At 59.6% G+C, this 14,269-nt stretch carries 12 protein-coding genes; 5 read left to right on the top strand and 7 right to left on the bottom strand.

Annotated features, from left to right (window positions below):
* Positions 1-15 precede the first annotated feature (15 nt).
* The 5 genes from RYH70_RS01930 to RYH70_RS01910 all read right to left on the bottom strand — a co-directional run bounded on the left by RYH70_RS01930 (position 16) and on the right by RYH70_RS01910 (position 6,596).
* On the bottom strand, positions 16-978 hold the full coding sequence (locus tag RYH70_RS01930) for a Bug family tripartite tricarboxylate transporter substrate binding protein (RefSeq protein WP_317009713.1): 963 nt from the start codon (positions 976-978) through the stop codon (positions 16-18).
* A gap of 38 nt (positions 979-1,016) precedes the next feature.
* The gene (locus RYH70_RS01925) at positions 1,017-2,171 is read right to left on the bottom strand and encodes an acyl-CoA dehydrogenase family protein (RefSeq protein WP_233925764.1); all 1,155 of its coding nucleotides are present in this window, start codon (positions 2,169-2,171) and stop codon (positions 1,017-1,019) included.
* Between the two features lie 42 nt (positions 2,172-2,213).
* Positions 2,214-3,203 (bottom strand): IclR family transcriptional regulator domain-containing protein, encoded by a 990-nt coding sequence (locus RYH70_RS01920; protein ID WP_233925765.1) that lies wholly within the window; start codon positions 3,201-3,203, stop codon positions 2,214-2,216.
* 204 nt (positions 3,204-3,407) lie between these two features.
* Positions 3,408-5,405 (bottom strand): TRAP transporter permease, encoded by a 1,998-nt coding sequence (locus RYH70_RS01915; protein ID WP_233925766.1) that lies wholly within the window; start codon positions 5,403-5,405, stop codon positions 3,408-3,410.
* A 21-nt stretch (positions 5,406-5,426) separates the two neighbouring features.
* Positions 5,427-6,596: a TAXI family TRAP transporter solute-binding subunit gene (locus RYH70_RS01910; RefSeq protein WP_022996943.1), complete on the bottom strand. Its 1,170-nt coding sequence runs from the start codon at positions 6,594-6,596 to the stop codon at positions 5,427-5,429.
* 288 nt (positions 6,597-6,884) lie between these two features.
* On the opposite strand from RYH70_RS01910, the gene RYH70_RS01905 reads away from it, so the two are divergent.
* On the top strand, positions 6,885-7,277 hold the full coding sequence (locus RYH70_RS01905; protein WP_080530288.1) for an MAPEG family protein: 393 nt from the start codon (positions 6,885-6,887) through the stop codon (positions 7,275-7,277).
* 21 nt (positions 7,278-7,298) lie between these two features.
* Here the strand turns inward: RYH70_RS01905 and RYH70_RS01900 are convergent, their stop codons facing one another.
* Positions 7,299-7,928 (bottom strand): FMN-binding negative transcriptional regulator, encoded by a 630-nt coding sequence (locus RYH70_RS01900; RefSeq protein ID WP_080530287.1) that lies wholly within the window; start codon positions 7,926-7,928, stop codon positions 7,299-7,301.
* Positions 7,929-8,227: 299 nt separating this feature from the next.
* Between RYH70_RS01900 and RYH70_RS01895 the strand changes: the two genes are divergently transcribed.
* Complete coding sequence (locus tag RYH70_RS01895; protein ID WP_317009712.1) at positions 8,228-9,418, top strand: RtcB family protein; 1,191 nt, start codon at positions 8,228-8,230, stop codon at positions 9,416-9,418.
* A 21-nt stretch (positions 9,419-9,439) separates the two neighbouring features.
* Positions 9,440-9,646, top strand: coding sequence for a hypothetical protein (locus RYH70_RS01890; RefSeq protein WP_063142148.1), 207 nt, complete (start codon positions 9,440-9,442; stop codon positions 9,644-9,646).
* 461 nt (positions 9,647-10,107) lie between these two features.
* Here the strand turns inward: RYH70_RS01890 and RYH70_RS01885 are convergent, their stop codons facing one another.
* A complete protein-coding gene (locus tag RYH70_RS01885; RefSeq protein ID WP_317009711.1) occupies positions 10,108-11,685 on the bottom strand; it encodes a phospholipase D family protein in 1,578 nt (525 codons plus the stop codon).
* Positions 11,686-11,882: 197 nt separating this feature from the next.
* Here RYH70_RS01885 and RYH70_RS01880 point away from each other — a divergent pair, with 197 nt between their 5' ends.
* Both RYH70_RS01880 and RYH70_RS01875 read left to right on the top strand, forming a co-directional pair.
* The gene (locus tag RYH70_RS01880; RefSeq protein ID WP_022996948.1) at positions 11,883-12,836 is read left to right on the top strand and encodes an aldo/keto reductase; all 954 of its coding nucleotides are present in this window, start codon (positions 11,883-11,885) and stop codon (positions 12,834-12,836) included.
* 360 nt (positions 12,837-13,196) lie between these two features.
* A complete protein-coding gene (locus RYH70_RS01875; RefSeq protein WP_080530207.1) occupies positions 13,197-14,192 on the top strand; it encodes an IS110 family RNA-guided transposase in 996 nt (331 codons plus the stop codon).
* Positions 14,193-14,269 lie beyond the last annotated feature (77 nt).

The raw sequence follows: 14,269 nt of genomic DNA, 5'->3' as shown, positions 1-14,269 counted from the left end.
TCCGGAGCCATCGGATTACTGTTGTTTCTTGAGCACCTTATCGATCAACCGTCCGTTGGTTTCCGAGATGCGGTTTACTTGCTTGAGAAAGTCACCTGAGCCCAGATAGGCAGCCTGGGTCCCCAGTCGCCCCAGGACCTGATCAAGGCGCTCGGACTCCGTGGCTTTTTGGCAGGCTTTTTCCAGCGTATTCCGGGCCTCGTCGGGGATGCCCTTGGGTGCGATCACCCCTCCCCACCAGGACGCGGTCAAGTCGTAGCCCTGGCTTATCGCCGTTTCCACGCCGGGCAGAGTGTCCAAGGGCGCCTCACTGAAAATGCCAATGGCCTTCAGTTCCCGATCGGCGATCACATTGGACATGGTCATGTACATGTCCACGTGCCCGCCCATCAAAGCGGTGACACCGGGGCCGTCGCCGGCGAACGGGACATGAGTGACTTTTACACCGGCCTTTTCCAGGAATTGTTCCATGGACAGATTCGGCAGAGAACCCGGACCGGGGCTGCCATAGGTAAGCTCTCCGGGATGCGCCTTGGCGTAAGCCACCATCTCATCAAGGCTGGAGAATGGCGATTGCGGCTTTACCGCCAGCGCCTGCGGGCTCAGAAAGAACTGGCAAATATAGTCAAAAGAATCGAGGTTATAAGGCGTGCGCCGCATATGCGGCTGATTCACCAGCGGAGCGGCCGGGACCACGCCGATGGTATATCCGTCCTTGCGAGCACGGGCCAAAGCGGCCATTCCCACCGTGCCGGCCCCGCCGGCACGATTGTCCACCACCACATTGGTACCGAGAGAATCGGTCAGTTCCCTGGCGATGGCGCGGGCCATCAGGTCGGTGCTGCCGCCAGCGGGAAACGGCACCATGGCGGTGAGTGGGTGCTCGGGATAGTCGGCCGCCTGAGACAACGATGTCGCCGCCATCATCAGCGCGGGCGCGATCAGTTTCAGGATTCGACGTGTGGTTGTTGTAAGCATGTCGTCTTTCCTTTCGGGTCAATGAATGTCAAAGGTTTTCAAGAAGCCGCGCGTAAAGTCAGCTTGGCGATATTCAACTGATGGATCTGGCTGGTACCTTCATACAGGCGGAACAGGCGGGCATCGCGATAGAGCCTCTCGATGCAACTGTAATCGGCCACGTAACCGGCACCGCCGAAAATCTGTACCGCCTTGTCCGCCACCCGACCACACATCTCCGACGCGAAGTATTTACACATCGATGCCTCCAGCTTTATGTCCTCTCCATGGTCACGCTTGCGAGCAGTTTCCATAATGAGTGCGCGGGCCGCGTGGATCTCCGTCTGGATGTCGGCGATCATTGCCTGCACCAGTTGAAAATCCGCGATCGGCTGACCGAATTGGCGACGCTTCAGTGCATGGGCCAGAGCCTCGTCACGCATACGCATGGCCGGCCCGGTACACAAGGCACTCAGATGCAGACGCTGCTTGTTCAGCACCTTCATGGCGGTAACGAACCCCTTGCCTTCCACCCCGCCGATCAGATTGGCCGCGGGCACCCGGCAATCCTGGAAATACACCTCCGACACCGGCGATCCGGCCTGGCCCATTTTTTTATAGGCCTTGCCCACCGACAGTCCCGGCGTGTCCCCTTCCACCACGAAGGCGCTGATTCCTTTGGCTGAGAGATCGTCCGCGTCGGTTCTTGCCATGACGGTGAACAGCCCGGCTATAGGGGCATTGGTAATAAAGCACTTGGTGCCGTTGAGTAGGTAGTCGTCACCATCACGTACCGCGCTGGTACGTAAGGCGGTGGCGTCGGAGCCGGCATCCGGCTCGGTCAGTGCGAAGCAGCCGGTCACCTCCCCCCGGGCCAAAGCCGGAAGATATTTTGCTTTCTGCTCGTCCGTGCCATCGGCCACCAAAGCTTCGGAGCCGATACCGGTGTTGGTGCCTACCCGGGCGCGGAAGGCGGTGGCGCTTTGCGACAGCTCCATGGCCGCCAGCACCAGTTCCTCGGTGGTCAGGCCCGCGCCGCCGAACTGCTCAGGAATGCTCCAGCCGAAAAAGCCACGGCGTCGCATTTCCTCCACCAGTTCCTCGGGAATCTCATCGGCGGCTTCCACCCGCTCCTCGGCGGGGATCGCCACTTCCTTCACCCACTGTCGGGTTTCATTCAGGAACGCCTGAAAACCCTCTGGGTCACGAATCATCTTGTTCTCCTTATGCCGGTTGCCCGGCCATTCATCTTTGATCTAGTTAGCGTTGGAGCACGAGCTTTGCGGCTGTACCGGGGGTATCCGCAACAGATTGAGTTCCTTCACCAGCCGCTCACCGAGACCATGCAGTTCGCCGTCGGAAGTGCGGAAGCTGGGCATCATCAGACCCAGCACCGCGACCGGGTAACCGTCCTCGCGCCGTACCGGCACAGCCGCGGCGCTGGCGCCTTCCACCCTTTCGCCATTGGAAATGGCATAACCTCTACGGCGAATGGTTTTGAGTTCCTTTCGTAAGGCACCGGTTTTGGGGACATAGCGGGTCAGAGCGGTGATCTGGTGGTTCCTGATCAACGCTTCCGCCTCGGACTCCGGCAGAAAAGCCATCATCGCCTTACCCGCGGCACCCAGATAAAGCGGAAGGGTGCTACCCATATCCAGCGCATAGCGGACCGGGTGAGGGCTGGGCAGCACGGAGGTGACAACCTGGCTGTCACCGGCCCGGTGAAACAGAGACACGGTTTCCCTGGTATCGGCATGGAGCCGCTCCATCAGAGGGCGGATACGTAACAGCGTATCGTCGCGGTTCAGAAAAGGCCGGCTCAATGCCATCACCGTATGGGACAGGTGCCATTGATCGCTGCCATCTTCCTGCTGAACCCAACCTTTTTCTCTCAGCGGAATCAAAATCTCTTCGGTCACTCTCGAATCCAGCCCCACTCGCCGCGCCAGCTGCTCCGCCGGCGCCCCTCCGGGCACGTTTTCGGCCGCCGCCAGCAGCAAATCCACCGCCCGGGACACCGCTCCTGCTCCGGTGGAACGTCCGGTGTAGCTGTATCGCTTATCCTCCGGTCGGCGGTAGAGATAGCCCCTGTTTTCAAGGGTGTGCAGGATTCGATAAACAATGGCGGTCGCTTCCCCCAGGACCTCGGCGATCTCCGTCAGAGACATCGGCTTGGAAGTCCGCTCCAGCAGCTCCAGGACATCCAGGGCCCGGGCCAGTGTTTGTAGTTGGTAGCTGTTCGCCATTTTTCTTTCTCCGAAAGTCTTTTCTATTTAAGAAAAACAACGGCACGGCGTCAAGCTTCGTGACCCATTAGTCCGAAACCACGAAACGAGAAATGAAATAAAATGCACATCGGCGAAACGCCGGCTTTCAGCGGATCACTGACGACGACAGGGTGAGAACAGAGGAGGAATCACCGGGCCGGGAGGCCCGGTGAGGGGCACCGCTTAAGCCCCGTGAGGGCGCGCCCGCTGTACGTTGCGGACCAGAAGCCAGGCGACAATCAGCGCCGGCAGAGTGAGGGCGAGACTGAGCATGAATAATTCACCATGATCCAGCGGCATGGCGCCCCCGCCAGGGATAGCGAAGGCCAGACCGCCGATGACCAGCATCACCCGGATCGGCCATTGCAACGCCCGGTGCACGGTCAGGTCTCCAATGCCGATCAGATAGCCCTGCATGGCACCGGCGATCAGCACCACACCCACCAACGCCTGGCATAGCACAATCACGATATCCTGCCACTGGCCCTGCAGAATCAGCGCCGGATTGAGCACGAACAGGAACGGGATGAAGTAAATCACGCTACCCAGCCGCATCGCCTTCAAGCCGGTTTCCATCGGCCTCGCACCGGCCACGGTGGCTGCGGCGAAAGCGCCCAAAGCCACCGGTGGCGTGATGAAACTGAGCATGCCCCAATAGAGAATGAACAGGTGCACCGCCAGAGGATTCATACCGCCGCCCTGCACCAGAGCCGGGGCCAATGCCACCGCCAGGAAGATATAAGCGGCGGTCACCGTCATGCCGATACCGAGAATAAAGCTGGTTACCGCCCCCATGATCAACAATACCAGCGGATTACCGCCGGCGATGTAGATCAGATCGTTGGCGATGGTGCCGGACAGGCCGGTTACCGACAACGCGCCCACCAACAGCCCGACCCCGGCCAGGATCGTGATCAGTTCGGCGAACAACTTACCGGCGCTGGAAAAGAAGTCCTTGCATTCGGCCCAGCCCCAGCGCTGATACGGCAGGATCTGATTGATCACCAGCAGCAGAGCGGTGGCATAAAACGGGGCGATGGCTTCACGGCGCAGATAAAACAGCATCCAGATCAGCAGCACGAAAACAAAGATGAAATACCAGCCTTCCTTCAAGGTCTGGCGCAGGGATGGCAACTCTTCCTGGGGCAATCCCTTGAGCTGATACTTGGCGGCGTAGGCGTCGATCTGCACGAACAGGCCCAGATAAAACAGCAACGACGGCACCACCGCCGCCAACGCGATGGTAGCGTAGGGAATATTCAGAAAGCTGGCCATCACGAACGCCGTGGCCCCCATCACCGGCGGCATCAAAACCCCTCCGGTGGAAGCGCACGCCTCCACACCCGCCGCATAGGATCGGCCAATGCCGACCCGGCGCATGGCCGGAATAGTCAGAACCCCGGTGGTGAGCACGTTGGTGATGACACTGCCGCTCATGGAACCCATCAGGCCGCTGGAAAAGATCGACACCTTGGCCGGACCACCACGAACATGACCTAGCAGAGCAAAAGCCAGATTGATGAAGAACTTGCCGCCACCGGTTTTCTGCAATGCCACCCCGAACAGCAAAAAGCCGATCACCAGGTTGGCGAACGCCTGCAAGGGAATCCCCAACATGCTTTCCCGGCTCATGGCGTGATAAATCGCGGTCTGATCCGGTGACGATGGAAAGCCCTGAATCGGGCCCGGCATCTTGTCCGCCACTATCGGGTAGATACTGGCGAGACCGCAGATCAGAGCCAGAGGCCAGCCGCCGGCGCGCCGCACCGCCTCCACCACGATCCCCCATAGCAAGAAGCTCATCACCATGGCGGTTTGCGGCGCGGCGTACTCCCAACCGTTATCGAGAATCCGCTCCGCGTTATAGACAAAATATCCGCAAACCGCCGCCGCCAATAGAAACAGCAGCAGGTCATACCAGGGTACACGCTTGGAAGCGATATCGGCTTTGATCGGCCAGAGGATGAAGACCAGAGGTAACATCAACGCCACCACGGTGTAGAGGAACTGGCTTTCCACCGCGGTGATCAGTTTGAAAAACCCGAGATTAAGGACGTAATCCAGGGTCAGAAGAGTCAGAACCAGTGTCGCCAGTCGCGGTAGCCAGGGCCACTGCCCTGGCAAGTCCCGCACACCGGATACCTGGCCCGTGGAGGGTTCGGTTTCCGCTTCGAATTTCACCGTTTACTACCTATGCGTCGGTTAACGGAATACCGGGTTCATGCCTGCCGCTTCCAATGCCTTGGCCCGGGCTTCCATCCATCCTTTGCGGAACGCATCATCGTCTTCCGGCGGGTTGCCGCCTTTATATTCCTTCCAGGCTTTCTGCAGCACATCCTGACGTTGCACCAGTTGATCCTGATGCGCTTGCATTTCATCGGTCCAGTGACCAATTTTCTTATAGTAGGCCACCACCTCATCGTGGAACGGAATCACCCACTGGGTATTTTGCTGTTCCAGGGCATAACCGGCGTTGCCCGGCGCCGCATCCTTGAACTTGTCGTAATCCTCGATCAGAACCTTGATCAGGCCATCGGCAAGACCGGACTTTTCGTTAGCGTTGATCACCAGAATCGGATAGGGATAAGTAGCGCCCTGCCAGGCGCTTCCCTTCTCGATCCCGGCGGCGGAGGTCACATTATGAGGTTGGAAATAAGGCGCCACCGCTTGCAGCCGCTTCCAGCCTTCCTTGTTGTTCGGGTCCAGGGTCGGCCAGGTAATACCACGCGGGCTCGCCGCCAGTTGCTGCGCCGGTGGCGCGACGCTCATGGTGAAGCCGGTATCGCTTTGCCCGGCAATGACCCCATCGAAGGAACGGCCATAACCGGGAAACTCCACTTTCTCGACGTCATCCCAGGTCAGGCCGCCAAAAGCCAGGAATGCCTCGGTGCCGATATTGAGCGCATCATCACCGCGCACATAGGAAACCCGTTTTCCCTTCAGATCGGCCGGTGTTTTCACATCCAGGTCACCGGCCACCGCTACCCCCAGTCCGAAACTGGCGGTGGACGTGGCGATCACCCGGATCGGCTGCGGCCCCCACTCCTTGCCGGCGAACATCAGCACGCCTTCGGAGCCGTAATAGCTGGCGATGCCACAGGCACACATCGGTACCCGTCCGGTACGCAACGGTGTCATACGTGAGACATCGTTTTCACCGGGCAGGATACGAACGGACACACCGTACTCGTTCTGCAACAGATTGCCGATCGACACCATCTGGGTGTAGCCGGCGGAACCGGTACCGTAGGCGGTCATGGCGATGGTTTTGGGCAGGTTGACATCCTCGGCGGCCAGGGCACTGCCGGATATCGTCAAGGAACCTGTGATGAGGGCGGAAAAAAGAATGGAGGTCGACTTCAAAACACCCATCAGTGTGCTCTCCCGTTTCGCTGTTGTTGTAATAAAACGGCTTATGCATTCCGCATAGCGAAATAGCATTCAAGTTTTGTCCGTCCAGCTTATACCGAGAACCCGGGCTCGGCAAAATTCAATCGCGGACAAACCTCATGGTATGTCGGGTCAGTTGACCCAAACCATTTCGCTGCCCGGCAGCGGGCTCGCCGGCGGCTCATATGCGCACGATAGGCCCGAAATAACTGACGGCTCCGATGACCATCGTTCTATCATCCGCCAACGGAACCCAATCGGAGTGAATCCATGAGTCTCACCATCACCGCTCTCTACACCGGGCTGTTTATATTGTTACTACTGGCCCTGGCCGCGAACGTGGTTCGCAACCGGCTAAGCGGCCACGTCTCACTTGGTGATGGCGGCAACCCGTCACTCCAGAAGGCGGTTCGCGCCCATGGCAATGCCACTGAGTATGTTCCCATTGTTCTGATTGGCCTGGCTGTTCTGGAGAATCTGGGCACCAGCGCCACACTCCTGCACCTCTATGGATCCGGCCTATTCATCGGACGTCTGCTTCACGCCTGGGGCCTGGCGCGCCCTTCCACCGTCAACCTGGGCCGCCAGAGCGGCATCGTCATCACCTGGGTGGTGATGCTGACAATGGGATTGCAATTGATCTGGCGGTCGCTGGTGCATTGATCGACCGCCCAGAGAAGCGGCTCAGCCGCCAGCCGTGACCTTCTCCACCCAGGCCGCCAGCTCCGGCTGGCGGTCCCGCCCGAGCCCGGAGATCACGCCTTTCTGGTTCTCCTCCGGCTGGTTCTGACTGAGCTTCCATTTGCCCTCGATCTCCCGTACCTCCAGACGCACACCGACAGTGGCCGCAATCATCCGCGCCAAATAATCCTCCGGTGCATCCTGCAATCGCCAGGGGGTGTCGAATCCCGATTCCATATGATCGGTCAGCTGATTCAACAGGGCCCTCAGCCAGCGCGGATCGTGCTCCAGTGTCAGTGTGCCGCGCACATGCACCACCGCGTAATTCCATGTTGGCACTGCCCGGCCATCCCGGGCCTTGCTGGGATACCAATTGGGAGAGATATAGCCTTGTGGGCCATGAAAGATAGCCAGAGCCGATACTGGTTCGAATCCTTCGTCGCACATAGGATTGGCTCGAGCCAGATGCCCCACCAGTGTGGCCCGGCCGTCACCACGTCGCCGCAACAGCAGTGGCAGATGATTGGCGGCCAGCCCCTCTTGTTCAATCACCAGAGTAGCGAACGGAAAGTCCCGGATAAGATCGTCCAGGGCGGTGGCGTCTGTCTGTCGAAAGGCACGGGGCTGATACACTTTTGGGGCCTCTTCACGAATCAAGGACAAGGGGGGTTGCGTCGCCGCCCAGGCGGCGTATTATTCGCATCCTCATTGCTATCAACCCGACATTAACAGGGAGGCCCCATGAAATCACAGCTTAAGAGCTCACAGCGCTAAAACGCCTTCCTGAGACCACTGGAAGGCGCGACAACGTCTTCCAGCGGCCTGCCGAAAACCCTGGTGGACCCTGTTCATCAGGGTTTTTTCGTTATGGCATGGTGGAAGACGCAACAAGGAAGCGGACACGGACCGCGAAGCAATACCGGAAGGACACCATGCCAGTCAAACAAGTGATCAACAAAGGCCGGGTGCCGATCAAGATCTACACCGATCAGATCGAACACGGAGCCTTGAACCAATTAATCAACATCGCGCAGCTGCCGATCATTCACCACCACGTGGCCGCCATGCCCGACGTGCACGCCGGCATCGGCGCCACCGTGGGTTCGGTGATCCCCACCGCCGGGGCCATCATTCCCGCGGCCGTTGGCGTGGACATCGGCTGCGGTATGAACGCGGTGCGTCTGACATTGAAAGCCGCCGACCTGCCGGATGACCTTCGCCGGCTGCGCAGCGCCGTTGAGCAGGCGGTGCCGGTGGGCTTCAATCATCACGACAAGCCCACCGTGCAGCGTAAGGCGGTGAATCAACTCGATGCGGGGCTGGACCGAATCATCGGCCGGCACCCGGGCATCGCCAAGATGCAGAAGCCTCATGTCTGGGCACGCCAATTGGGCACCCTGGGCGGCGGCAACCACTTCATCGAACTCTGCCTGGATGAAAATCAGGCGGTGTGGGTGATGCTGCACTCCGGCAGCCGGGGCATCGGCAATGTAATCGGCCGCTACTTCATCAGCCTGGCGCGCAAGGACGCGCAACGGCACCAGCTGCATTTGCCGGATCGAGACCTGGCCTACTTTCAGGAGAGCGCGGAGCATTTCGATGACTACGTGCACGCAGTGGAATGGGCACAGGATTATGCGCTGGCCAACCGCCGGGAGATGATGCGGCTGGTGGTGGAAGCGCTGCGCCCTTTGCTGCCGCCATTTCAGGTCAGCAAGGAGGCGATTAATTGCCACCATAATTATGTGGCGCGGGAGACGCATTTCGGTCAGGACCTGTTCCTGACCCGCAAAGGCGCCATTGCCGCCGCTCGGGATCAGCTCGGGATCATTCCGGGCAGCATGGGCACCCGCTCCTATATTGTTCGTGGCAAGGGCAATGCCGAATCGTTCTGCTCCTGCTCCCATGGTGCCGGTCGCACCATGAGCCGGAGCGAGGCGAAGCGGCGATTCAACCGCTCCGACCTGGAAGCCCAGACTCGGGGCGTGGAATGCCGCAAGGACAAAGGCGTGCTGGATGAGATCCCCGGCGCCTACAAGGACATCGATCAGGTCATGGCGGATCAAACCGACCTGGTCGACATCGTGCACACGCTGAAACAAGTGCTGTGTGTAAAAGGCTGAAACCCGCGACAGGAGAACGATATGAAGAAGATGCGTAAACCGATGCGCAATCCGGCGGCCTGCAATCCGCTGATGCGCAAGGGCGGTCCCCACCAGCCCGGCCGGCAGACGATGCGCCCGCGCCTGGACTGGCGGGATGCCCTGGAGGACTACGACGATTGGCAACAGGAAGAGGAGAACAAAGAGGGGCCCGATGGCCCCTCTTTTTTTAAGCTCATCGCGGTTTAGCGGGAAACGGCCTTACCCTCCATCAGGGACAGCAGAGCCGTGTTACGCCTTTGCGGGAACGCCGTGAAGCAGGGTCCCGCAAAGGCGTAACACGGCTCCGCTTCGAGGTGACCTACAGCCGTTTCTGGAAAGGAAAAGGATGTCCTTTCGACCGCGACCATACCACCACACCGGGATGGAGGGCATCCTCTCCCCTCTCCAGAAAGGTTCGTCGTTGTTGGAACCCGGAACGCTGCGGTTCACTCGAAGCGGGTCTGTACGGAGGCCTTCCGGGACCCTGTTTGACAGGGACGTCAAACCGGGAGCCTACAGGGATGTATTCACGGCGATCCCGGAAGGCCTCCGTGCAGACCCGTGCCCCCGATGGAGACTCTCATTCCCGTCATTCCGCGATGAACCTTTTTTGAATGTTATCTTTAAGTATGTGTTGCCGCGGCCTATGGCAAACAGCACTACCGTTGTCATAGTAGCCATTCGATCGGCAGCCAGGACAGCAACGACACTCCCCAGCGTTTGATCGCCCCGGCCCCGGGCTCCTTGCGATAAAGCCTTTCACCGTCCGCTAATTTTTCCACCCAGTACAGATCACCGCTTTGGTCCAGTTTGACCTGGTAGGCGCCTTCCGGAACCCGCGTTGCAAAGGCGTGTGCCACTGCTTTGGCCAGAACCGGACTTTCAATGACAAATCCCAACTCGGTGTTGAGATTGGCGGAGCGCGGATCGAAGTTAAATGAGCCAACGAACACCCGCTCCTGGTCCACGGCGAAGGTCTTGGCATGCAGGCTGGAGCCGGAGCTGCCAAACGGGCCCGCGCTTTTATTGCGTTCCACACTGTCCGCGGTGGCCCGCATTTCATACAACTGGATACCGGCGGACAATAGATCCTTGCGTCTCTTTGCGTACCCGGCGTGCACCGCCGATACGTCCGTGGCTTCCAGAGAGTTGGTGAGCACCCGGATATCAACGCCACTCTCGGCCAGAGCGGTAAACGCCTCTACCCCGGCGGCGGTCGGCACGAAATACGGTGAAACCAGTTCCAGGCTGGCAGCGGGTGTGCCAATGATCTCCGACAGTTGCGCCATCAGCAGCCCTTCCGGCGCCGCCTCACCCAGACCCTTGGCGGGATCGTCCGAGACCATCCGGGTTGCCGCCCACTCGAACGGCAGGTTGCCATTACGCAGTTGAGTAACCAGCTCGGATTGCTTCAAGACGCGCATGTAGGCGTCGGCCTTACGGGTTTGTTCCATGCGCGATGCCGACGCCGCCAACGCCTGCAGGTCGGGGGCCGACTTATCCGGCAGAATACGGTCGGCGGGATAGGAGGAACGGCTGGCCCAGTAGCGATCAAAGTCAACGGAAACATCGTCTACCACCGGCCCGATGGCGAGCACATCCAGATCCGCGAACAGCGGACCGTCGGTGGCACCGAAGTACTCGTCCCCCACATTGCGCCCGCCCACCACCGTCACCTGATTGTCCACCGTGAAGGACTTGTTATGCATGCGCCGGTTGGCCCTGGAGAAGTCCGTAATAAAACCGAAGGCCCGCGGCCAACGCAACACAAAGGGGTTGAACAGCCGCACCTCGATGTTGGGATGGGCATCCAGAGCCGACAAAATCTCATCCAGGCCGACCGTGTTATTGTCATCCAGCAGTAACCGGACCCGCACGCCACGATCGGCGGCCCGGTGCAGCGCCTCGAACAGCAGTGTCCCGGTGATGTCGGCGTGCCATATGTAATACTGGATATCCAGAGTGTGCTCGGCGGCGTCCGCCAGCAGCATGCGGGCGGCAAAGGCCTCCCGCGCATCAACCAGAGCATGGATACCGCTCTTGCCAGGGTGGGCATCCGCCAGCGGCGTCACAACCTTCCCCATGGCGGAAGTTCGCGCATATTCCGATGACAGCGCCACGGTGGCGGTGCGCCCTTCCAGGGAAGGCAAACCGGCACACCCGCTCAGGGCCAACAGCATAGTGATCAGCATCAGGCCCCGTAGCCGATGACCCACCATCACTCCGGGCCCCGTAAATCTGGTCAAAGGTCATTCTCCTCGCATCACAATCGGCCGGACGCCATCAAGCAGGATCAGGCAACGATTCCCCATAAAGGCACATTCAAAGACCAACGTCTCTCGTCTAACCTGGAAAGCCTTCCTTTTTTACCTTTCACCGCCCGCCAGCGGCGGGCGTGCTCCCAATCAACGGGACGACGACACACAGGCCAAGGAGTCACTCCATGCAAACGCTTGCTTTTGAGAACGGCGATACCCTGCCGATTATCGGTCTGGGCACCTGGAAGTCCCAGCCCGGAGAGGTCCATCAAGCGGTACGCGAAGCCATCCGTGCCGGTTATCGCCATATCGATTGTGCCCATATCTACGGCAATGAAAAAGAAGTGGGCCAGGCACTGAACGAGGCGCTGAGCGCCGGCGAAGTGCGCCGCGAGGAATTATGGATCACCTCGAAATTATGGAACAGCGCCCATGCTCCGGAAGAAGTGGCGCCGGCGTTGCGGCAAACACTGTCCGACCTGGGGTTGGATTATCTTGACCTGTATCTGATCCACTGGCCGGTAGCGCATAAACCCGGTGTGGTTTTCCCCAATAGCGGAGAAGATCTGTTGTCGCTGGAAGAGCGCCCGATAGCCGCCACCTGGGCTGCCCTGGAGACCCTGGTCGATGAGGGCCTGACCCGTCACATCGGCGTGTCCAATTTCAGCATAAGGAAGCTGCAAGCGCTGCTGGAAACGGCGCGGATCAAACCGGCCATGAACCAGATTGAACTGCACCCCTACCTGCAGCAGAACAGCATGCTGGCGTTTTGCCACGCCAACGGTGTTCATCTGACCGCCTATTCGCCATTGGGCTCCTTTGACCGGCCGGAGGCCTTCAAGGCCGCCGATGAACCGGTGTTGCTGGAAGATCCGGTGATTGTGGAGATCGCCGAACGGCATCAGGCCAGCCCCGCTCAGGTGTTGATTCGCTGGGCCACGCAACGGGGCACCGCGGTGATTCCCAAATCAGTGAATCCCGAACGCCTGCGCCAGAACCTGGCCGCCGCCGACCTGGAACTCGACGACGGTGATATGGATCGCATCGCCGCCCTGGATAAACACCGCCGTTACGTATCCGGCGCCAATTGGGCACAGCCGGGCAGTCCCTACACCCTGGAGAATCTCTGGGACGAGTAGTATCGCGGCGCACCCGGGGCTTTCCAGACAGCTTCCCACGGAGGGGCTACGATGTTGCTGTAGGAGTTTTCCTGCAAGTTGGGGGCGTTCCCCAAACATTCGCTTGCAGGCAAGCTCCTTGTATGTTGCCCCGGAAGATATTGATAGGGTTTAACACGGTTACCGGGGAGGCCGTTCGCTCCTGGAAGCAGCGTGGTCTGACTTCGTCTGTAGAGCGGCTCCCCGCCTCATTGCTCACTCCGAAGGGTATCCCGAAGCCCACCAAGGGACTTCGTATCCACAAGGTCGGTAGTGGCAAGCAGTGCGAGGTCGGGGAACCGGTGCCCATTGTCTCTAATCAATGACCTGGGGTGAAGTGACGTGTCAGTTAATGTGGGCTTGGATATCAGTGCTTACAGCGTGGATGCCGTGATTCGGCAAGGCGACAAGGCCTCTCAGCCCAAGCAGTACAAACAGACCGTGGAGGGGCACGCGGCTCTGATCTCACAGCTGAAGAAGGCCAAGCCGGCCCTGATCGTGATGGAAGCCACGGGCATCTATTATTTCGATCTGGCGGTGGCACTGGCCGACGCGGGCCTGCCGGTCGCGGTGATCAACCCCAAGAGTTTCCGCCATTTCGCTGAGTTGAAGCTGCAGACCAGTAAATCCGACGGCATCGATGCGGATCTGTTGGCCGAATACGGCCAGCGTATGGCCCCGGCGCTGTGGACGCCGCCCGATCAGCAGCACCAGGCGCTGAGAAGCTTGGGACGACAGATCAACCGGCTGGTGGGCAGCCGGGCTCAGGCTAAGAACCGGTTGCATGCTCTGAAGGCCACCCGCTCCACTCCGGCTCTGCTGATCGAGGATGAGCAGGACGGCATCGCCACTCTGGAGAGCCGTATTGAGCGGCTTCGCCAGGCCGCCCTGGAGCTGATGGCCGAGGCTCCCGTACTGCAGCGTCAGTATGAGCATCTGTTGGCGGCCAAGGGTGTTGGAGAGGCGACAGCCTTGTCGGTCCTGGCGGAGTTGTGCGTGCTGCCACGGGATCTGAAGTCCAGTCAGGTCAGTCGGCATGCGGGGTTGGATGTGCGTCAGCACCAGTCTGGAACCAGTGTGAACCGGCCTGGACGCATCAGTAAGGCGGGCAATGTTTACCTACGCTCCGCCTTGTATATGCCGGCGCTATCGGCGGTGCGCTATGATCCCAACGCCAAGGCGTTCTATGAGGCTCTGGTGGCGCGGGGCAAGAAGAAGATCCAGGCTCTGGTAGCGGTGATGCGTAAATACCTCACCGGCCTGTGGGCCTGTTTGAAGACCGATACCCCATTCGATTCATCGCGTTTATTTCAGCCTCAAGGGCTTCAAAACGCTTGATATCGAACAGGGTATCTACAGCGACTTCGTAGCCATCGCTGAATTCACAAGTCGGCAATGGACCATCCCGGATTCAC

The organism is Alloalcanivorax xenomutans (assembly GCF_032810065.1).
Lineage (GTDB): Bacteria > Pseudomonadota > Gammaproteobacteria > Pseudomonadales > Alcanivoracaceae > Alloalcanivorax > Alloalcanivorax xenomutans.
This window is presented reverse-complemented; position numbering and strand designations above follow the sequence as displayed.